The organism is Pseudomonas medicaginis (assembly GCF_965119365.1).
GTDB lineage: Bacteria > Pseudomonadota > Gammaproteobacteria > Pseudomonadales > Pseudomonadaceae > Aquipseudomonas.
In genome coordinates this window covers 4,494,566-4,513,805 of the sequence record NZ_OZ221631.1, presented here as the reverse complement: position 1 = coordinate 4,513,805, position 19,240 = coordinate 4,494,566, and the positions used below count along the sequence as shown (strand labels likewise).

General features: G+C 62.3%; 15 protein-coding genes. 5 read left to right on the top strand and 10 right to left on the bottom strand.

Going from position 1 to position 19,240, the window contains the following annotated elements; translation table 11 throughout:
• Positions 1 to 9: 9 nt before the first annotated feature.
• A complete protein-coding gene (locus tag ACMTA2_RS19960) occupies positions 10 to 609 on the top strand; it encodes a LysE family translocator (RefSeq protein WP_413791416.1) in 600 nt (199 codons plus the stop codon).
• A 97-nt stretch (positions 610 to 706) separates the two neighbouring features.
• Here ACMTA2_RS19960 and ACMTA2_RS19955 read toward each other — a convergent pair whose 3' ends face one another.
• Positions 707 to 1,435, bottom strand: a complete 729-nt coding sequence (locus ACMTA2_RS19955) for a helix-turn-helix transcriptional regulator (RefSeq protein ID WP_413791415.1) — start codon at positions 1,433 to 1,435, stop codon at positions 707 to 709.
• 382 nt (positions 1,436 to 1,817) lie between these two features.
• On the bottom strand, positions 1,818 to 4,475 hold the full coding sequence (locus ACMTA2_RS19950) for an excinuclease ABC subunit UvrA (RefSeq protein ID WP_413791414.1): 2,658 nt from the start codon (positions 4,473 to 4,475) through the stop codon (positions 1,818 to 1,820).
• 450 nt (positions 4,476 to 4,925) lie between these two features.
• Between ACMTA2_RS19950 and nosP the strand changes: the two genes are divergently transcribed.
• On the top strand, positions 4,926 to 6,089 hold the full coding sequence (nosP, locus tag ACMTA2_RS19945) for a nitric oxide-sensing protein NosP (protein ID WP_413791413.1): 1,164 nt from the start codon (positions 4,926 to 4,928) through the stop codon (positions 6,087 to 6,089).
• Positions 6,019 to 8,661 carry a hybrid sensor histidine kinase/response regulator NahK/ErcS' gene (gene nahK / locus ACMTA2_RS19940; RefSeq protein WP_413791412.1) on the top strand — a complete coding sequence of 881 codons (2,643 nt, stop codon included), beginning with the start codon at positions 6,019 to 6,021 and terminating at the stop codon, positions 8,659 to 8,661. The genes nosP and nahK overlap by 71 nt, the downstream gene beginning before the upstream one ends.
• 176 nt (positions 8,662 to 8,837) lie before the next feature.
• Here the strand turns inward: nahK and ACMTA2_RS19935 are convergent, their stop codons facing one another.
• The 6 genes from ACMTA2_RS19935 to ACMTA2_RS19910 all read right to left on the bottom strand — a co-directional run bounded on the left by ACMTA2_RS19935 (position 8,838) and on the right by ACMTA2_RS19910 (position 14,062).
• On the bottom strand, positions 8,838 to 9,503 hold the full coding sequence (locus tag ACMTA2_RS19935) for a response regulator (protein ID WP_413791411.1): 666 nt from the start codon (positions 9,501 to 9,503) through the stop codon (positions 8,838 to 8,840).
• A gap of 59 nt (positions 9,504 to 9,562) precedes the next feature.
• Positions 9,563 to 10,096 carry a PQQ-dependent catabolism-associated CXXCW motif protein gene (locus ACMTA2_RS19930; protein WP_413791410.1) on the bottom strand — a complete coding sequence of 178 codons (534 nt, stop codon included), beginning with the start codon at positions 10,094 to 10,096 and terminating at the stop codon, positions 9,563 to 9,565.
• Between the two features lie 266 nt (positions 10,097 to 10,362).
• On the bottom strand, positions 10,363 to 11,154 hold the full coding sequence (locus ACMTA2_RS19925) for an ABC transporter permease (RefSeq protein WP_413791409.1): 792 nt from the start codon (positions 11,152 to 11,154) through the stop codon (positions 10,363 to 10,365).
• Positions 11,151 to 11,882 carry an ABC transporter ATP-binding protein gene (locus tag ACMTA2_RS19920; protein ID WP_413791408.1) on the bottom strand — a complete coding sequence of 244 codons (732 nt, stop codon included), beginning with the start codon at positions 11,880 to 11,882 and terminating at the stop codon, positions 11,151 to 11,153. The genes ACMTA2_RS19925 and ACMTA2_RS19920 overlap by 4 nt, the downstream gene beginning before the upstream one ends.
• Complete coding sequence (locus ACMTA2_RS19915) at positions 11,879 to 12,868, bottom strand: YVTN family beta-propeller repeat protein (protein WP_413791407.1); 990 nt, start codon at positions 12,866 to 12,868, stop codon at positions 11,879 to 11,881. Before ACMTA2_RS19915 ends, ACMTA2_RS19920 begins: the two co-directional genes overlap by 4 nt.
• Positions 12,869 to 12,895: 27 nt before the next feature.
• Entirely contained in the window at positions 12,896 to 14,062 is a 1,167-nt protein-coding gene (locus ACMTA2_RS19910; protein ID WP_413791406.1) for an ABC transporter substrate-binding protein, read from the bottom strand.
• Between the two features lie 377 nt (positions 14,063 to 14,439).
• Here ACMTA2_RS19910 and ACMTA2_RS19905 point away from each other — a divergent pair, with 377 nt between their 5' ends.
• Both ACMTA2_RS19905 and ACMTA2_RS19900 read left to right on the top strand, forming a co-directional pair.
• Positions 14,440 to 15,696, top strand: coding sequence for a HAMP domain-containing sensor histidine kinase (locus ACMTA2_RS19905; protein ID WP_413791405.1), 1,257 nt, complete (start codon positions 14,440 to 14,442; stop codon positions 15,694 to 15,696).
• Complete coding sequence (locus tag ACMTA2_RS19900; RefSeq protein ID WP_413791404.1) at positions 15,693 to 16,331, top strand: response regulator; 639 nt, start codon at positions 15,693 to 15,695, stop codon at positions 16,329 to 16,331. The genes ACMTA2_RS19905 and ACMTA2_RS19900 overlap by 4 nt, the downstream gene beginning before the upstream one ends.
• 179 nt (positions 16,332 to 16,510) lie before the next feature.
• Here ACMTA2_RS19900 and ACMTA2_RS19895 read toward each other — a convergent pair whose 3' ends face one another.
• Positions 16,511 to 17,155, bottom strand: coding sequence for a pentapeptide repeat-containing protein (locus ACMTA2_RS19895; RefSeq protein WP_413791403.1), 645 nt, complete (start codon positions 17,153 to 17,155; stop codon positions 16,511 to 16,513).
• A 147-nt stretch (positions 17,156 to 17,302) separates the two neighbouring features.
• Positions 17,303 to 19,168, bottom strand: coding sequence for a quinoprotein ethanol dehydrogenase (gene exaA / locus ACMTA2_RS19890; protein WP_413791402.1), 1,866 nt, complete (start codon positions 19,166 to 19,168; stop codon positions 17,303 to 17,305).
• Positions 19,169 to 19,240 lie beyond the last annotated feature (72 nt).

Sequence of the window (19,240 nt, the reverse complement as noted above, 5' to 3'; positions counted from 1 at the left end):
ATGGATGCTATGAATTATATTGCGCTTTCGTTGTTGACCGTACTGTTGGTGCCGGGGCCGACGAACTCATTGTTGCTGCAAATCGGTATAACCAGAGGCCTCAACACGCTCTCGATGCGCTTTGTCGCAGCGGAATGGTCGGCTTATGTGATACAGATGACGCTGTGGGGGGTATTCATTGACTTGCTGATGGCCGATCACTCGTGGGTGGTGATCGCGACCAAGGTGTTTGCCGTGTGCTTTTTGTTTTATATTTCCTTGAAGCTTTGGTTCTCGGTAAAAGATCATGCACCTGGCGCAACGATGGGTATTAGCGTTGCGGATCTGTTTGTCGCAACGCTGACAAATCCCAAGGGGCTGTTCTTTGTTTCCTTCGTTGCACCAACGGGCACATTCTTGTCGTTGGATAACTGGCTGTCATTCATGTTGTTATTTTCAGCCATTATTTTCCCGGTAGGGCTGGTGTGGATCGCAGGGGGGGCTTTTTGTGGTCGAAAGTTTCACGCGATTGTATCGGGACGATTGTTGAATCGAGCCATTTCCCTGGTCATTGGGTTGTTCGCGTGTGGCATGCTTTTCAATATCGCATCGCAGGTGACCTTTACGTGACGGCGCTTGCATGTTTGACGCCGAAGGGCGTCGGACTCGAGCAACAGGATCAACACCAGAACAGGGCAGGTAAGTAAGGTCTAACGGAGATCGTTATTTAGATGAGACTTAATTGCGCTGCTTTGAACATGGCTTGCTTGACGTTGGTGCATTCCATTTTTTCAGTCATCTGCCTGGCATGAAATTTTACCGTGCGTTCAGTGATGTTCATGATCAGGCCGATTTCCTTATAGTTTTTTCCCAGTGCAAGCCAACGCAAGAATTCAGTTTCCCGGGGTGATAGCTTGAGCGTGCTCTCTACGCCGGTCTCAACCGGGCGGTGCTGGTTGGCGATGATACTGAGTGTTTGGATGATGACCATGTTCTCCCGAACAATGATTGGGAAGTCGGGATCGTTTTCTTCCGATGACAGATGAATAGAGCCGAACGATCTGCCGGGTTCGTGGATCGGAATGGTGAACCCTTGCTTGATGCCATAAGAGGCGGACTGATCGAATATTTCCGGATTGTTGTCTATTTCCTGTGGGATTTCATCCCAGAAGAAAGGCGTGGCGGTAATGGCTGTGTTGGCCATGACGGGATCTGATTTGTGAAGAGAGTTCTTACGGTAGGTGTCTACCCATTCGGCGGGATAATTGCTGTGGATGGATACTTTTGAATTATCGAAGGGCATTGAATCCAGATGAACATAAGCAAATTTTTCAAGCCCTAGTTTCGAGAACATCCAACCCAATATCTCGGTGTACTCGTCGTGGCTCTTTCCTTGGATGTTATTTTCCACCTCTTGAATTAAATTGAACAGGTGGCTTGAAATGGGCTTGAGCATAATGGTTGCGCTCGAAAATATTAATGTGAATACCTTTGTGCAGTCAGGTACGTCACCTTGATATTCGCCAAGCGGAGGAGGAAAGTTTTACAACGCCCGCATCAACTTCACGCCGTTTTGTGGTCGCTAGCGGGGCTGTAAGGGGGAGTGGAATATAAGGTGGAATTGTCCAGTTCATCGGGGTTCGCTTCAAATCACGATAATAACCCCTCATCCCACGATGTAATGCCTGCTCTCTCAACTGGGGTGATGTCATTTTACGTCCTTGCCTGTGCAACCTCAGCCATTGCCCTGAGGCCGTAGTTAATTTCGACTACTGAAACGATTAACTGGGGGACAGTATAGACAGCTTTTTTGCAAGAGTGAGAAACATTAAAAAACCTTATTCTTCAAGCTGCAATGCCCTCTTCAGAAACCCGGCTGTTCGACTCTCCCGGCATTTCGCCACGGTCTGCGGAGTCCCGCAAGCCACTACGTTTCCGCCCTCGGCTCCAGCCCCCGGGCCGATATCGATGACCCAGTCACTCTGCGCCACCACGCGCATGTCATGCTCCACCACAACCACCGTATGACCTTCTTCCACCAGGCGATTCAACTGCACCAGCAAACGATCCACATCCTGGGGATGCAGCCCATTGGTCGGCTCGTCCAGTACGTACAAGGTCGCCCCCCGGGCCTTGCGTTGCAGTTCAGTCGCCAGCTTGATCCGCTGGGCTTCGCCGCCGGACAGCTCGGTGGCTGGTTGGCCCAGTCGCAGGTAGCCCAGTCCGATATCTTGCAGCACTTGTAACGAGCGCCTGGCCGCCGCCTGCTCGGCAAACACCTCGAGTGCCTGGTTCACGGTCAGTTGCAACACCTGGGAAATGTCCAGGCCCTGCCAGCGTACCTCCAGGGTCTGCGGGTTGTAGCGCGCGCCGTGACAGGTGGGGCAGGGGGCGTACACGCTGGGCATGAACAACAACTCCACGCTGACGAAGCCTTCACCTTCACAGGTCTCGCAGCGACCCTTGGCAACGTTGAAGGAAAACCGCCCGGCATCGAATCCCATTGCCTGCGCCTGTTCTGTCGCGGCGAACAATTTGCGCACGTGATCGAACAAGCCGGTGTAAGTGGCCAGGTTTGAGCGCGGGGTGCGGCCGATGGGTTTTTGGTCCACCTGGACCAGTCGCTTGACCGCGTCGAGCCCGGCGGTAACCCGCCCGGCGCTGGTTTGCAGGGGTTCGTCTTCCAGGCTTTGCTCATCGGGTTCGGCGTTGGGGCTGGCCTGGCCCAGGTGGGCGCCGACCAGATCCAGCAGAGCCTGGCTGACGAGGCTGGATTTGCCTGAGCCTGAGATACCGGTCACGGCGGTGAAGCAGCCCAAGGGGAAGGCCGCGCTCAAATTGTCGAGGTTGTTGCGGGTGATGCCTTCCAGGCACAGCCAGGCCTTGGGCGTTCGGGGACTATGAGCAGCGGCTTTTTCTTCGCCAAACAGGTAGGCGCGGGTGCGTGATTCCGGCACCTGGCCAAGGCCTGCCGGCGGACCGCTGTAGAGGACTTTGCCGCCTTGTTCGCCGGCGTCCGGGCCGACGTCGATGAGCCAGTCGGCGCGGCGCATGGTATCGAGGTCATGTTCGACCACAAACACCGAGTTGCCCGCTGCCTTGAGGCGTTGCAGGGCGCCAAACAGCGCTTCGCTATCGGCCGGATGCAGGCCGGCGGAAGGTTCGTCCAGCACGTAGATCACCCCGAATAACTGGGAGTTGAGCTGGGTCGCCAGGCGCAGGCGTTGCAACTCGCCGGAGGACAGTGTCGGTGTGCTGCGCTCCAGGGCGAGATAGCCCAGACCCAGGTCGATCAGGGTGGTGATCCGTTCCAGCAGTTCGGCGGCGATGCGCTGGGCGGTCAGGCGTTTCTCCAGGGATAGGTTGGGTGTATGGCGGGCGTCGGGGCCGCCTGCATGGGGGTTGTCGCCCCTGGCAGCACGTTGCTCACGGGCCTCTCGTGTTTGCCGGTGGCTGAGGACGTCCCCCGTCTCTTCGGCGTGTGCAAGGTAGTCGGGTGCCAGGACCCGCTTGAGTACCTCGGCCAGTTCGAGCAGCGGCAGGTGTGACAGCTCGGCGATGTCCAGGCCGGCAAAGGTCACGGTCAGCGCCTGGCGTTTGAGGCGCTTGCCTTCGCACAGGGGGCAGGGGCTGGCGCGCATGTATTGCGCCACGCGTTTGCGCATCTGGGCGCTTTGGGAATGCATGAAAGTGTGCAGCAGGTAGCGCCGGGCGCCGCTGAACGTGCCCTGGTAACTGGGTTCGAGTTTGCGCTTGAGGGCGGCGCGGGTCTGGGCCGGCGTCAGTCCTGCGTACACCGGAACGGTCGGGGTTTCTTCGGTGAAAAGGATCCAGTCCCTTTGCTTTTTCGGCAGGTCGCGCCAGGGGATGTCGACGTCATAACCCAGGGTCACGAGGATGTCCCGCAGGTTCTGGCCTTGCCAGGCCATGGGCCAGGCGGCCACGGCACGCTCGCGGATGGTCAGCGACGGGTCTGGCACCATGGAGGCTTCAGTCACTTCGTAGACCCGACCCAGGCCGTGGCATTCCTGGCAGGCGCCCTGTGGCGTGTTGGGCGAGAAGTCCTCGGCGTAGAGCATCGGTTGGTCGGCCGGGTAGCTGCCGGCGCGGGAGTAGAGCATGCGAATCAGGCTCGACAAGGTGGTGACGCTGCCCACCGACGAGCGTGCGCTGGGGCTGCCCCGTTGTTGCTGCAAGGCGACTGCCGGGGGCAGGCCCTCGATGCTGTCCACGTCCGGCACACCCACCTGGTCGATCAGGCGTCGCGCGTAGGGTGCGACGGACTCGAAGTAGCGACGTTGGGCTTCGGCATAGAGCGTGGAGAAGGCCAGCGACGACTTGCCGGAGCCCGACACACCGGTGAATACCACCAGGGCATCGCGGGGGATGTCCACGTCGACGTTCTTGAGGTTGTGTTCGCGGGCGCCACGTACCCGGACGAAGCCGGTGGCTTGCGGCAATGAAGAGGCGCTGGCGGGGCCGGAGCTTGCGGGCATGGAACGTTCCTTGTGGGCGTCTGCTTGACGCGTTGGGGCGATCAGGTGAAGCGGCATCACGGGAATAATGGAACCTGGGTCACCGTGTTGACAATTATGCATGCGACCGGGTTCGTCCATTCTCGTGCGATAAAAATCGACTCCGGACAAAAGAGCTGAGAACAGCTTCGCAGTTTTTCCCGGGGATACGGACCTCCCCATGCCTCGTTCAGAACTGCGCTCTCTGGATTATGGGGCAGCTCTGCTGGCCGGTGCGGCGCTGTGTGGTGGGTGTTTTGGCACCGATGGGCACTGGTTGCCTGTGCACCGAACCGTTCCTTTTGTGGCGAGGGAGCTTGTGGGGGCAATCTCATCCCATGGAAGCGCCCACCCGCTACCCAAGTAGCATTCGTCGAGCCGGCGCGGCTTCGTACACTCAGGGCTCCTATCACGCACCCGTCGGAGGCGAAGATGCAGCAGGCCCAGAGCGAAGGTGTGGTGAGCGCCATGTCCCAGGCGACGGACGTCCAGCAGGTGGCCCAAGAGTTGGCGCGGCAGTTGTTGCACCCGCACCTGGGGTTCGTGCTGTTTTTCTGTTCCGCCGAATACGACTTGCCGGCCCTGGGCCAGGCGCTGTCCCAGAGTTTCGGCGGGATTCGCCTGGTGGGCTGCACCAGCGCCGGTGAAATCACCGCGCAAGGTTATGGTCGCAACTGCGTGACGGCGGTGGGTTTCGATCACCGGCACTTTTCCATCGCCGCCGAACTGATCGGCGAAATGGAACGCTTCAGCCTGATCGATGCCCAGCAAATGGTCGAGCGCCTGGCCAGCGGCTGTCGCAGCAACGCCTTGGCGCCGATCAAGGGCCACAGTTTCGCCTTGACCCTGCTCGATGGCCTGTCCAGTCGCGAGGAAATGGTGCTGGCGGCCTTGAGCGCCGCCCTGGGGGACATCCCGCATTTCGGCGGGTCGGCCGGCGATGACAACTACCTGACCCACACCCACGTTTATTTCGAAGGCCAGTTTCACAGTGGCGCGGCGGTGGTGGTGCTGATCAACACCTGGCTGGAATTCGAAGTCTTCACCACCCATCACATCCTGCCCCGGGAGGAGAAATTGGTGGTGACCGGCGCCGACAGCGCCTCGCGACGGGTCTACGAGCTCAACGCCGAACCCGCCGCCGAAGAATACGCCCGGCACATCGGCGTGCCGGTGAGCGCCCTCGACTACCGGGTCTTCGCCGCCCATCCACTGGCGGTGCGCATCAACGACCAGTACTACGTGCGCGCCATCCAGCAGGTGCATCCGGACCTGAGCCTGAGTTTCTACTGTGCGGTGGAGAACGGCATCGTTCTCACCGCCATGACTCCCGGGCCCTTGCTGCACAACCTGCAAGCGCTGTTCGACGGTTTGCAGGCGCGCCTCGGTGACCTGTTGCTGACCATCGGCTGCGATTGCTTCCTCCGGCGCCTGGAATTGGAAGATCGCGGCGGCCTGGAGCAGATCGGCCAGTTCCTGCGGGAACAACGGGTGATGGGGTTCAACACCTATGGAGAACAGTTCAATGGCATGCACATCAACCAGACGTTCACCGGAGTTGCCATTGCCCGACATCGCGTCCCCGGCCATCGCTGACCTGCAGGCCCAGCTCGCCAGCCTGCAACACGAAAACCGCAAGTTGCGGCGCATCAACGAGGCGCTGATCGAGCGGGTGGAGTCTGGTGTCACGCGGGGCAACGACCCCTACGCGGCGTTCCAGCACTCGGTGGTGCTGGCCGAACAGGTGCGTGAGCGCACCGATGCCCTGAACCAGGCCATGGCCGAACTCAAGGCCGGCAATCACTTGCTGGGTGAGGCGCGGCTGCGGGCGGAAACCGCCCACCGGCACTTGATCGATGCCATCGAAAGCATCTCCGACGCATTTGTGCTGTTCGACGAGCAGCAACGCATTGTCCTGTTCAACAGCCGCTTCAAGGCCTTCTGGGCCAACAGCCGGGTGCGCATCATCGCCGGCATGCGCCTTTCCGAGGTCAAGCGCTTGATGACTGCCAACGGGCTATTCAACGAAGAGCCCCGGGGCCAGGCCGACGAGCATGTGCTGTATCGCTTGCAGAACGGGCGTTGGCTGCAAGTCAGCGAGCGGCCGACCCAGGAAGGCGGGCGGGTGATCCTGTTTACCGACATCACCGACGTCAAGCTCAGTGAAACCGTGCGCCGGGAGCAGGCCATCGCGCAGAAGTCCCACCTGTTGCAGCGGGCGGTGGACAACCTGTCCCAGGGTGTGGCGATGGTCAATGCCCAAGGCGTGCTGGAGCTGTGGAACCGGCGCTTCCTTGAGCTCAGCGGCCTGGCACCGGTGGCGGCGCACCGGCCGTTCAATGAAGTGATTGCCGACAGTGAGTTGCAACTGCTGACCCCGGCCAGCCGCGACAGCAACGGCCGGCTGATCCACGAGTCCGAGCAGCGCCTGTCCGATGGCCGGGTCCTGGAGATCCGTACGCATCCCTTACCCACTGGCGGCTACGTCAACACCTTCACCGACATCACCGAACGCTACCAGCACGCCGAGGCGCTGAGCGAAAGCGAACGCTGGATTCGCCTGATTACCGACCATGTGCCGGCGCTGATCGCCTACCTCAACGCCGACCTGGTCTACGAATTCACCAACAAGGTCTACGAGCAATGGTATTGCTGGCCCCGGGGCGTGATGCTCGGCCAGAGCCTGCGCGAAGCCCACAGCGAGCAGCATTACCAGCGCCTGGAGGCCTACGTGGCGCGGGCGTTGGCGGGTGAGAGCGTGACGTTTGAGTTCGCCGAGACCAACATCAACAACCAGGAACGCTACATGCTGCGCTCCTACGTGCCCAACCGCCTGGCCAACGGCGAAGTGGTGGGGATTTTCGTGCTGATCCGCGACATCACCGAACGCCGCCGCACGGCCGAGGCCTTGCACCAGGCTTACCAGAACCTGGAGCAGCGGGTCCAGGAGCGCACCGCCGAACTGACCACCCTCAACGACCAGTTGCTGCGCGAAATCGACGAGCGCAGCCGGGTGGAGTTGCGCCTGCGGGAGGCCAAGCGCGAGGCCGAGCAGGCCAATCTGTCGAAGACCAAGTTTCTCGCGGCGGTCAGTCATGACCTGCTGCAACCGCTCAACGCCGCCCGGTTGTTCACCAGTGCCTTGCTCGAGCGTCGCGAGCCGGTCGCCAATGCGCAACTGGTGCGCAACGTCAGCAATTCGCTGCAGGACGTGGAGAACCTGTTGGGCACCCTGGTGGACATCTCCAAGCTGGACGCCGGGGTGATCAAGGCCGATGTCGCGCCGTTCGGCCTCAGCGAGTTGCTGGACAACCTGGCCGCCGAATACGCCCAGATCGCCCGCAGCGAAGGGCTGGAACTGCACTTTGTCGGTTGTTCGGTGTTGGTGCGCAGCGACATGCAATTACTTGCGCGGATCCTGCGCAACCTGCTGAGCAATGCCATTCGCTACACCCCCAGCGGGCGGGTGGTACTGGGCTGCCGACGGCATCGCCAGCGCGTGACCATCCAGGTCTGGGACAGCGGCATCGGCATTGCCGAAAACCGTCTGGAGGAAATATTCCAGGAGTTCAAGCGTGGCGATGTGCAGCGCCCGAACCAGGACCGTGGGTTGGGCCTGGGCCTGGCGATTGTCGAGAAAATCGCCGGGATTCTCGGGCACCGGATCCAGGTGCGCTCCTGGCCGGGCAAGGGCTCGATGTTCGCCATCGACGTGCCGCTGAGTGCCACGGCGCCCAAGCCGCTGCCGTGCCTGGACATGAGCGAGCCGATGCTCGAGCGACTGCGTGGGGCTCGGGTCTGGGTGCTGGATAACGATGCGGCGATCTGTGCCGGCATGCGCACCTTGCTGGAAGGCTGGGGGTGCCGGGTGGTGACGGCCCTGTCGGAACAGGACCTGGCCTGCCAGGTGGACAACTACCACGCCGAAGCCGACCTGTTGATCGCCGATTATCACCTGGACCACGATCAGAACGGCGTGGACGCCGTGGCCCGGATCAACGCCCGGCGCACTTCACCGATCCCGGCCATGATGATCACCGCCAACTACAGCAATGAGCTCAAGCAGCAGATTCGCGAGCGCGGCCACACGCTGATGCACAAGCCGGTGCGGCCGATGAAGCTCAAGATTGCGATGAGTCATTTGTTGGGCCAACCCCAGGGCCATTAAGCCGAACGCTGTTGTGGCGAGGGGATTTATCCCCGCTGGGCTGCGAAGCAGCCCCAGGGTCTGTCAGACGTACTAAGTTGCCGGGTTTTAGGGCCGCTTCGCGCCCCAACGGGGATAAATCCCCTCGCCACAGGAACGTGTCAACCATGTCCCCCGGTCCAAACAGGGGGACCGGTTCAACGCCGCAGGTAAGCCCCGAAATCGATATCCCCGGCACTGAGGATCGCCTGCACCCGGTTGTGCACATTGAGTTTGCGCAGGATCGCCGAGACGTGGGCCTTGACGGTGGTTTCGGCGATATCCAGGGTGTAGGCGATCTGCTTGTTCGACTCGCCCTTGGTCATGCGTTCGAGTACCAGCAGTTGCTTGCGGGTCAAGGCCTGGAGCAGTTCCGGCGGGAACGCCGGGGTTTCGTTCAGGCGGCGGCCCATCGGGCTTTTTTGCGTGCGAATGATGTCGGGCGGCAGGTACACGTTGCCGTTGAGGATCTGCTCGATGGCGTCGGTCATCTGCGAGCGGGGCGAGGATTTGGTGATAAAGCCCACCGCGCCGTAGGTGATGGCTTGCAACACCACTTGCTTGTCCTGCTCGGCGGAGACGATCACCACGGGAATGGTCGGTGCCTCGTTGCGCAGGTTGATCAGACCATTGAGCCCGTGCATGCCAGGCATGTTCAGGTCCAGCAGGATCAGGTCCAGGTCGTCGTGCTCGGTGGTCAATGCCAGGGCACTGTCCAGGTCGGCGGTCTCCATGACCTCGCTGCCAGGAAAGCCGTCGCTGATGACGTTGTGGATGGCTTCGCGAAACAGTGGGTGATCGTCGGCTATCAGGATTTTATACATGGCCATTCACCTCGTTATTGTCGTGTGGGGCAGGGCAGTTGCAGGCATTTCTTGCACGTTCAGGGAAAGGGTTCGGGCCGGGCCGCTTGCAGGGGCAGGTTCGCCGCCTCCCAGGCGTCCAGGCCGTCTCGGTACCAATACAAATGCTTATAGCCCATGGCAGCGGCGCGTTTTACCGCGTTCCAGCTCAACCAGCAATCCGAACGGCAATAAAAGACCAGCGGTAGATCCAGCCTCCCGCCGGTGGCCGTGCGCAGGTGATGGCTGAAGTAATCCTGCCAGCTCTGATCGAGATCACCGTCACCGGTATTGGCCAGCCACAGGCTGCCGGGGAGGTTGGCATGGGGTTCGTTGTCGATGAAGCGTCCCTGGACCCACGGACGACGGTAAACGTCGATCAGCAGCGGAGGCTGGGCTTGGTCGAGCAAGCGTTGCAGGGTCTGGGTGTCGAGGGTCTGGGCGCCGTCGGCGGTGGCGGGCGTGGGGCTGCGGTATTGGGCGATGCGGTAGCCCTGGGCTGAAAACAGCGCGGTATCGGCCTGGGCGACATTCAACGCCAGGCCCAGCAGGAGTATCGCCAGCAAACGGGGCATAGGATTTATCCTTTTTGTTATGCGCCCATTACATGCCAGGGTTGAGGTCTTGTGAATGCGACCATAGACAGGAAAACCGGTACTAAAGTAGTAATTTTGGCCAAGGCCCTGCACAGAACTCTTGTGGAGAACCTTGTGGGAGCGAGCTTGCTCGCGATAGCGGCGGATCATTCAGCAATGATGTTGACTGACACACCGCTATCGCGAGCAAGCTCGCTCCCACAGGTCTCTACCCACAGGGTTCCACTCACCGGATATGGGCATGATCAATTGGCCTTGCGCAACGCCGCATGCTGCGGGTTGAACGTCCACACCGCCAACAGCGCGAACACCAGGGTCAACCCCACGCATACCGCCATCGCCAGCAGATTGAACTGCTCATACAGCGCAAAGCGCACCAATTCCACGCCGTGGGTGAACGGGCTGAGCGCGCAGAGCCAGTACAGCCAGGGGCTGGCTTCCTGCATTTTCCACAGCGGGTACAGTGCCGAAGACAGGAAGAACATCGGGAAAATCACGAAATTCATCACCCCGGCGAAATTCTCCAGTTGCCGGATGGCATTGGACAGCAACAGGCCCAGGGCGCTGAGCATCAGGGCCACCAGCAGCAAGGCCGGCAAGGCCAGCAGCAGGCCCAGGGGTGGGGGCTGGATGCCGTACAGCCAGGCGATGGCGAGAAAGGCATAGACCTGCAGCAGCGAGATCAGCGACGTCGCCAGCAACTTGCTCGCCAGCAGGAACGCCCGGGGCAGGGGGCTGGTGAGCAACACGCGCATGCTGCCCATTTCTCGGTCGTAGACCATCGACAGCGAGCCCTGCATGCCGTTGAACAACAGGATCATGCAGGCCAGCCCCGGCACGATGTACACCTCGTAGGGAATGTAGGTGTCATAGGGCGCGATGATGGCGATGCCCAGTGCCGCGCGAAAGCCGGCGGCGAACACCAGCAGCCACAGCAGCGGCCGGACCAGGGCGCTGAGCAGCCGGGTGCGTTGCAACACGAAACGCAGCCACTCGCGCACTACGATCCCACTGAAACAATGCCAATACGCGTTCATGGCTGGACTCCCAGGGCGGTCAAACGGGTGAAGGCCGAGCCGAGGGTGCCGCCATGTTCCTGGCTCACCGCAGCGGCCTGCCCGCTGGCGACCAGGCGGCCCTGGTGCACGATCAACAGGTCGTCGCTGGGCTGCACTTCGTCCAGCAGGTGAGTGGTCCAGAGCACGCTGATGCCTTGTTCGCTGCACAGTTGTCGAATGTGCAGGCCGAGGGCGAGGCGGCTGGCCGGATCGAGGCCGACGCTGGGTTCGTCGAGCAGCAACAGGTGCGGTTCGTGGAGCAGGGCGCGGGCAATCTCAACCCGGCGTCGATGGCCACCGTTGAGGTCGCGTACCCGCTCGTGGCGGCGCTCCGTCAGGTGCTGGCGGATCAGTTCGGCGTCGATGCGGGCGCTGCCCTGGCGCCGCGAAAAACCGTGCAGCGCCAGGTGATAGCGCAAGTTCTGTTCAATGCTCAGGTCTAGGTCCAGGGTGCTTTGTTGGAACACCACGCCCAACTGGCGCAGGGCTGGTCTTGGTGATTTCCGCAGGGAATGACCGCCGATGTGGATCTCGCCACGTTGCAGGTCGTACAGGCGTGTGAGCAGGGCGATCAGCGTCGACTTACCGGCCCCGTTGGGACCCAGCAGCGCGGCGAAACGTCCGGCGGACAGGCTGAAGTTCATCTGCTTGAGGGCTTCGCGCGCGCCATAGGCAAAGCTCAGGTCGCTGACCTCCAGGGCGTTCATGGCGTGACCACCACGCCCCAAGGGTAGCGCCCGACTTTCACCGACTTCAGGACTTTGCGGCTCTCTACATCGATCACCGAGACATCGCCACTGACGCCATTGGTCGCCAGCAGTTGCTTCTGGTCCGGGGTGAACGCCAGTTGCCAGACCCGTCGGCCCACCAGCAGGTAATCCAGCACTTCGAAGGTCTTGGCGTCGATCACCGCCACATGGTTGGCCGGGCCCAGGGCGACGAACGCCAGCGTGCCGTCGGCGCTGAGCTTGATGCCCACCGGCTGCACTTTATCCGGGTGCACGCCCTTGATCTGGAAGGTCAGGGTCTTGAGCACCTGGCGCGAGGCGACGTCGAGAATGGTCAAGGTGCCGCCGATCTCCGCCGAGGCCCAGAGCTGCGTACCGTCGCGATTGAACTCGACGAAACGTGGCCGCTGGTCCACCAGGGTGTTGTCGGCCAGGGTCTGCGTGCTGGTGTCGATCCAGTGCAGCATGTTCGTGGTTTCACTGGTGTTGACCGCCCACTTGCCGTCGGGGCTGACCGCCATGCCTTCGGGCTCGACCCCTACGCCGATCTGGCCCAGCACTTCGGACGTTTGGGTGTCGATCACCGTGACCAGGGCGTCGTCTTCGTTGGAGACATACAGCCAGCGGTCGTTGGGGTGCAGGGCGAACTGCTCCGGGTCCTTGCCGGAAGGCAGTTCCTTGATGATCTTGCGGGTAGCGACGTCCATCACCTGGACCCGGTCCGAGTCGCTGGCGCAGATGTACAGCAGGCGATTGTCATGGGACAGCAGCAGGCCCCGGGGGCGCTGGCCCACCGGCAGGGTCTCGATGACTTCCAGGCGCTGCATGTCGATCAGGCTCAGGCTGTTGTCTTTTTCGTTGGAGACCCAGGCGATGCTGGCGGCGGCAGGGCCGGCGGCGAGCAACGCAGCGGCCAGGGCGAGGGCATTACGTAACAGGGCCGGGTGAATCAGGGAGCGACGCATGGCGGTTTTCCTTATTGTTGTTATCGATCAGGGGTAACGGCAGCTCACTTCGGGCTGGTCGTAGCCCAGGCTGTCCATTTCATTGGAGGGGTGCAGGAAACCGTCCTGGGGCGAGGTGCTGACCAGTGCCCGGGGTTGGACCAGGGGAATCGGTTGGCGCAGTTGACCGTTCCACGGTCGGTAGCTGAGCTTGCGGCCCTTGAAACCGTCCAGGGGCAACTGGTCGCTGAGGGCCAGTTGGCGGATGGCGAACGGGTCGTCCTGGCGCAGTTTGCCCACGGCGGCGGCGATGCTGCGCACGGCGATCCAGGCTGCGAAGTCGCGGTCGTCCATCCAGCGTCCGGCCAGGGCTTCGAAGCGTTTTTGCAACTGCGCCGCGCCATAGGTTTCCACGGTCTTGTGCCAACCCGTGGGCGTCAGCCCCTGGGTGCCGGCCACCGGGCGTGGGTACCAGGTCTGGTAGGGCAAGTATTCGCCGAAGTCGCCGCGCTCGTCGGCCACCAGCACCACGTCGTACTCGGCGGTCTGGGTGAACAGCGGCATGTCGGCCTGGGCGCTGCGGCGCTGGTCGTTGTCGAACTGCCAGGCCTTCTCGGCGACGGTCTTCATGCCAAAGCGTTTCATGGCCCGGCGCAATGCGGCGGCGTAGGCCTGGTCCTCGGGTGTCTGGCCGACGATCAGCAAGGCCCGCTGCCATTTGCGCACCACGCTGAACTGCACCAGGGCGTCGGCGAGCATGGCGCGGTCGGGCAGGCTGTGCAGCACGTTGCCCAGGCAGTCGGTGGTGCGCAGGCTGTCGTCGGGGCTACCGGCATTGAACAGCAGGCTGTCGGGCAGGGCGGCGCTGAGATCGCGCAGGCTGGCGGCCGGTGCGTTGACCACGAACAGTCGCAGGCCTTCGGCGTGTTGGGTGCGGGCGGCTTGGAGCAGGGCTTCGGGTGTGTCGACGCTGGCGCTTTCCAGGCGGTAGTCGTGCTTGAGAAAACGCCCGGTGCTGTTGCTGTCGACGATCGCCAGTTCCGCGCCGCGCAACCCGGCATCGGCCGGTTCGGCAATGACGTTGGACAGCAACGGGCCCGGATCGGGACGGTAACCCAGGTAGCCGATGCGCACTTGCAGCGGCGTGGCATCGCCCGCGTGAGCGGTTGCCGCTGCCAGCAGAGTAACCAGGGCGTAACTGACGAGCCGGCGCATGACATCCTCCATTGCGGGTAGCGCCAGCATAGGAAGGCCACGGCCATGGGGAAATATGCAGAAAGTACCGCCGGGGCAGTACCAAGGTAGTAACTCACCTTGGATGCAGGGGTTTTAGGATGCGAGGCATCGTCATTGACCAGGAGGGGACAGACCATGCGGGTTCTCAAAGCGCTGCTGTTGCCGTTTCTGCTGATCCTGAGTTTGATCGGGGTTGATCGTCCCAAGGCCTGGAACTCTCCAACCCCTCCGGTGGGAGCGAGCTTGCTCGCGATGGCGGTGGTTCAGTCGGCCTCAGTATCGGTTGTGCCGCCGTCATCGCGAGCAAGCTCGCTCCCACAGGGTGGGGGTATCAATTCAGGGTTGGAGCACTAGCCATGTCAGCCCTCTGGCGCATCAACCTCTGGGTGTCAGCTTTCTTCGCCCTGGTCACCCTGGCCTGTGCCGGTCTGCTGCTGCACCAGGCCATGGCCGATGTGAAACGAGAATTGCAATCGGCGGAATCGGTGGTGCACTACCTGCGTGAAACCGCCGAGCGCGACCCGGCCAGCCTCCAGCCGCGGTTGACCGGCAGCCTGCGTCATGTGCGGGTCCGTTGGCTGGCCCCCGGAGAACGGTTCCCGGCGGACGAAGACGGGATCAAGGCCTGGCTCGGTCGCCGGTTACTGGACGATGGCCCGGCGGCTCAGGTGATGGATTTGCCTGACGGTCGGCGGGCCTGGATTGCCGTCGATCCACGGGACGAAATCGACGAGATTCTCGATTCGCTGGTGCAACTGTTGTACGTCTGCGCGTTGGCCCTGGCGCTCAGCCTGTTGGTGATCCGCTGGGCGGTACGCCGTGGCATGGGTCTGCTCGATGAGTTGCTGCATGCCTTGCGCCAGGTGTCGGCCGGCAATCTGCAGGTGCGCCTGAACACTGAAGGTGTGCCGGAGGCGCAGCAACTGGCGGGTCATTTCAACCGCATGACCGCCGCCCTGGCGGAGTCCCAGGCTGACAACGCCCGGCTCACCCAGGCCCTGCTGGCCGTGCAGGAGCAGGAGCGCACCCGGCTGGCCCAGACCCTGCACGACGACCTGGGCCAATACGTGGCCGGCATCCGCGCCCGCGCCTGCCTGCTGCGGTTGCTGATGGATCAGCCGCCGGCGCTGGAGCAGACCGTCAGCCAGCTCGAAGACCATTGCGAGCATTTGCAGGCGGGTTTCCGGGCTCTGGTGCATGACTTGTACCCGGTGGTGTTGCAGCACCTGCCATTGTGCGAGGCCATCGGGTTGTTGGCCGGGCAATGGCAGGCCAGCCAGGGCATCGCCTGTCAATTGCAGATCGACGACGCCTTGCCCCCGCTGTCTGGAGCGGACAAGACCCACCTGTATCGCTTGTTGCAGGAAGCACTCACCAACGTCGCCCGGCATGCCGGTGCCACGCAGGTGCGGATTCGCTTGCAACACCGCGCCGGGCGCCTGCGGTTGCTGGTGCGCGACAACGGCCGCGGGGCGCTGCAACCGCCGCGCGCCGGTGTGGGCCTGCATTCGATGTCCGAACGGGCGCGCAGCCTCGGTGGGGAGTTGCGCATCATCAGCCAGCCTGGCGCCGGTTGGGCGCTGGCCTTGAATATTGCCCTGGAGGCGCGATGAACATTCTGTTGGTGGATGACCATGCAGTGGTGCGGCAGGGCTATGCCAGCCTGTTGCGCGTGCTGATGCCGGACCTGCAGGTTCGCGAAGCAGCCACCGGTGAAGAAGCGTTGAGCCAGGTGCAGGAGCAGGTGCCGCACCTGGTGATCATGGACTTTGGCCTGCCCGGCATCAGTGGCTTGGAAACCACCCGCCGGCTACGCCAGCGCCTGCCGCAATTGCGGGTGTTGTTCTTCAGCATGCACGACGAACTGCCGCTGGTGCGCCAGGCATTGGAGGCCGGCGCCGCGGGCTACCTGACCAAGAACTCAGCGCCCCAGGTGCTGGTGGACGCGGTACGCCGGGTGCTGGCCGGCCATGTCTACATCGAACAGTCCCTGGCCACGCAACTGGCCTGCGCCAGCTCGCGACAGGATGTCGACCCGCGCCTGCAATGCATGACCCAGCGGGAGTTGGAGATCTTCGTCATGCTCGCCAAAGGCACCCCCGCCCGTACCATCGCCGAACAGTTGTGCATCAGCGCCAAGACCGTGTCCAACCACCTGACGTTGCTCAAGAGCAAGTTGCAGGTCAGCTCCCATGCCGAGCTGGTGCACTTGGGGATTGATATGGGGGTGGTGCGGGTGGCGGGGTGAATCCCAGGGTTCCACTGCGATGGTCAACTGTGGTGAGGGGATTTATCCCCGCTGGGCTGCGAAGCAGCCCCAAAACCTGATAACTCGGTGTGTCAGATTCACTGAGTGAGCTGCTCCAAGGGGCTGCTTCGCAGCCCAACGGGGATAAATCCCCTCGCCACCGGGTTTGGTGGCAATCCTTACTTATCCCAGGATGTCGGGCAGCCGGTGCAGCCTTCCATGTTCGCATCCTGGAAATTTCCATAGTGCTGGCGGGAGCCGCTCAGGTTGGCCTGTTCCAGGTTGCTTTCGCCGAGCTTGGCTTCCTGCAGGTTGGCGTCGCGCAGGTCGGCGCCCTTGAGGTCGGCCTTGCTCAGCCAGGCCATTTCCAGGTCTGCGGCCTGGAGATTGGTCTCGTGCAGGCGGGCCCCGGACAAGCGAGCGAACTGCAGGTAGGCCGCCGTCAAGTCGGCACGCTGGAATTGCGCGCCTTGGGCAAACAGGCCCCAACCCTGGATTGCCTTGAGCGTGGCGCCGCTGAAGTCCGCCAGGCGCAGGTTGCTTTGTTGCAGGCTGGCACGGGTCAGGTTGGCGCCTTGTAGCTGGGCTTTCTCAAGGTTGGCCAGGTCCAGCCGCGCGTGCCGCAGGTCGGCGTCGCGCAGATCGGCACCGCTGAGGTTCATTTTGCGCAAGTCCTGGTTTGCCAGTTTTGCGCCCCGCAGGTTGGCGCCGGGGCATTGGCTGGATTCGGCGATGGTGCAGCCGTTGATCGTCAGAGGGGTGTCTGAGTCGTCGGCATGGACAAAGGCACCGATGAGCAGAAGCAGCAATGGCAAGAATTTCATGGCACGAACTCGGGCAATTGTGGGAGCGAGCTTGCTCGCGATGGCGGTGGTTCAGCCGGCATTCATGTTGACTGACACTGCGCTATCGCGAGCAAGCTCGCTCCCACAGAGGGTTGTGGTGTGGGTCGGGACCCGGTTGGGCTCAGGTTATTTTTGCGCCGTGGCCTTATCCCAGGCTGGAATCTTGAACACCCAGAACGACCCACCCTGGGCCACGGGCTTGGTCAGTTCGGCCATATCGCCGCCCCACAACGGCACGGCACCGCCGTAGCCGACGGTCACGCCGATGTACTGCTCGCCGTCCTGCTCCCAGGTGATGGGCGGGGAGACGATGCCGCTGCCGGTCTGGAATTTCCACAGCTCCTTGCCGGTCTTCGCATCGAAGGCCTTGAAGAAGCCGTCGCCGGTGCCGGTGAACACCAGGTTGCCCTTGGTCGCCAGCACGCCGGCCCACAGCGGCAGCGACTCCTTGTGCTCCCACACCACCTTGCCCGTGGTGGGGTTCATTGCCCGCAGGCTGCCGACGTGATCGTCGTACATGCGCTTGATGCGGAACCCCATGCCCAGGTAGGCCGAGCCTTTTTTGTAGTTCACCTCTTCGGTCCAGTATTCCTCTTTCCACTGGTTGCCGGGCACGTAGAAAAGACCGGTGTCCTGGCTGTAGGCCATGGGGTTCCAGTTCTTGCCACCGAGGAAGGGTGGCGAGACTTCCACCGGCTTGCCCTTGGTTTCTCCCGGCAATGGCTTGGCCGGACGCTGGCCGGGGTTTTCCACGGGACGGCCGGTCTTCAGGTCGATGTGGCTGGCCCAGGTGATGTTGTCGACGAAGGGGAAGGCGTTCTGCAACTTGCCGTTGTTGCGGTCCACCACGTAGAAGAAACCGTTGCGGTCGGCGTGGGCGGTGGCCTTGACCACCTTGCCGTCCTTGTCCTTGTAGTCGAACAGCACCAGCTCGTTGTTGCCGGAGAAATCCCAGGCGTCGTTGGGCGTGTGCTGATAGAACCACTTCACCTCACCGGTGCTCGGGTCGACTCCGACCTGGCCTGAGGTGTAGAGGCTGTCGTAGTCGTGGGGGTTGCCGTCCTTGGCCGTGCGCGCCCAGGTGTTCCAGGGGCCGGGGTTGCCCGCGCCGACGATGATGGTGTTGGTCTCGGCGTCGAAACTGGCGCTCTGCCAAGGTGCGCCGCCGCCATGGCTCCAGGCTTCGACCTTGCCGGTCTCGGTGGTCTTGTCGTCGGGCCAGGAGGGCGCCTTGACGTCGCCGGTCGGGGTGCTGTCCTTGCCGTTGAGGCGGCCCATGTGGCCTTCGACGAACGGGCGCATCCAGACTTCTTCGCCGGTGTCCGGGTCGCGGGCGAACAACTGCCCGACCACACCGAATTCGTCGCCGGAACTGCCGTGGATCAGCAGGACCTTGCCACTGGTCTTGTCCTTGATCAGCACCGGCGCGCCGGTCATGGTGTAGCCGGCGGAGTGGTCGCCGAACTTCTTGTTCCACACCACCTTGCCGGTGTTTTTATCCAGGGCGACCACTCGCGCATCCAGGGTGCCGAAGTAGATCTTGTCGCCATAGATGGCTGCGCCGCGGTTGACCACGTCGCAGCATGGGCGAATGTTGTCCGGCAGCCGGTGGTTGTAGGTCCACAGGCGCTTGCCGGTCTTGGCGTCGAGGGCGAATACCCGCGAGTACGAGCCGGTGACGTACACCACACCGTCGCTGACGATGGCCTGGGATTCCTGGCCGCGCTGCTTCTCGTCTCCGAATGAGTAGGACCAGGCCGGGGTCAGCTTGAACACGTTCTTGTCGTTGACCTGGGCCAGTGGGCTCCAGCGCTGGGCATTGGTGCCCATGCCGTATTGCAGCACGTCCTTGGTGGTCAGGTGGTCGTTGGCAATGTCTTCCCAACTGACCCCCGGCGTCGCGGCACTGGCCAATGGGCTCAGCGACAGACTGCCGGCCAGCAGCAAGGCAACCGTCAGGGAGGAGAGGGCGGGTAGCGTTTTTATTCTCATGGTGGCAGTTCCCAGTGAAAGGTTTTGGCCTGACTAGGTTGGGTTGCACAAGGGCCCGCCGATACGGAAAAA

Excerpts from the sequence above, each read along its gene's own strand:
- ACMTA2_RS19925 (WP_413791409.1), bottom strand. The coding sequence starts at position 11,154 with ATGAACGCGTATTGGCATTGTTTCAGTGGGATCGTAGTGCGCGAGTGG.
- ACMTA2_RS19935 (WP_413791411.1), bottom strand. The coding sequence starts at position 9,503 with ATGTATAAAATCCTGATAGCCGACGATCACCCACTGTTTCGCGAAGCC.
- ACMTA2_RS19920 (WP_413791408.1), bottom strand. The coding sequence starts at position 11,882 with ATGAACGCCCTGGAGGTCAGCGACCTGAGCTTTGCCTATGGCGCGCGC.
- ACMTA2_RS19950 (WP_413791414.1), bottom strand. The coding sequence starts at position 4,475 with ATGCCCGCAAGCTCCGGCCCCGCCAGCGCCTCTTCATTGCCGCAAGCC.
- nahK (WP_413791412.1), top strand. The coding sequence starts at position 6,019 with ATGGCATGCACATCAACCAGACGTTCACCGGAGTTGCCATTGCCCGAC.
- ACMTA2_RS19905 (WP_413791405.1), top strand. The coding sequence starts at position 14,440 with ATGTCAGCCCTCTGGCGCATCAACCTCTGGGTGTCAGCTTTCTTCGCC.
- ACMTA2_RS19910 (WP_413791406.1), bottom strand. The coding sequence starts at position 14,062 with ATGCGCCGGCTCGTCAGTTACGCCCTGGTTACTCTGCTGGCAGCGGCA.
- ACMTA2_RS19960 (WP_413791416.1), top strand. The coding sequence starts at position 10 with ATGAATTATATTGCGCTTTCGTTGTTGACCGTACTGTTGGTGCCGGGG.
- ACMTA2_RS19900 (WP_413791404.1), top strand. The coding sequence starts at position 15,693 with ATGAACATTCTGTTGGTGGATGACCATGCAGTGGTGCGGCAGGGCTAT.
- ACMTA2_RS19895 (WP_413791403.1), bottom strand. The coding sequence starts at position 17,155 with ATGAAATTCTTGCCATTGCTGCTTCTGCTCATCGGTGCCTTTGTCCAT.
- ACMTA2_RS19955 (WP_413791415.1), bottom strand. The coding sequence starts at position 1,435 with ATGCTCAAGCCCATTTCAAGCCACCTGTTCAATTTAATTCAAGAGGTG.
- ACMTA2_RS19930 (WP_413791410.1), bottom strand. The coding sequence starts at position 10,096 with ATGCCCCGTTTGCTGGCGATACTCCTGCTGGGCCTGGCGTTGAATGTC.
- nosP (WP_413791413.1), top strand. The coding sequence starts at position 4,926 with ATGCAGCAGGCCCAGAGCGAAGGTGTGGTGAGCGCCATGTCCCAGGCG.
- ACMTA2_RS19915 (WP_413791407.1), bottom strand. The coding sequence starts at position 12,868 with ATGCGTCGCTCCCTGATTCACCCGGCCCTGTTACGTAATGCCCTCGCC.
- exaA (WP_413791402.1), bottom strand. The coding sequence starts at position 19,168 with ATGAGAATAAAAACGCTACCCGCCCTCTCCTCCCTGACGGTTGCCTTG.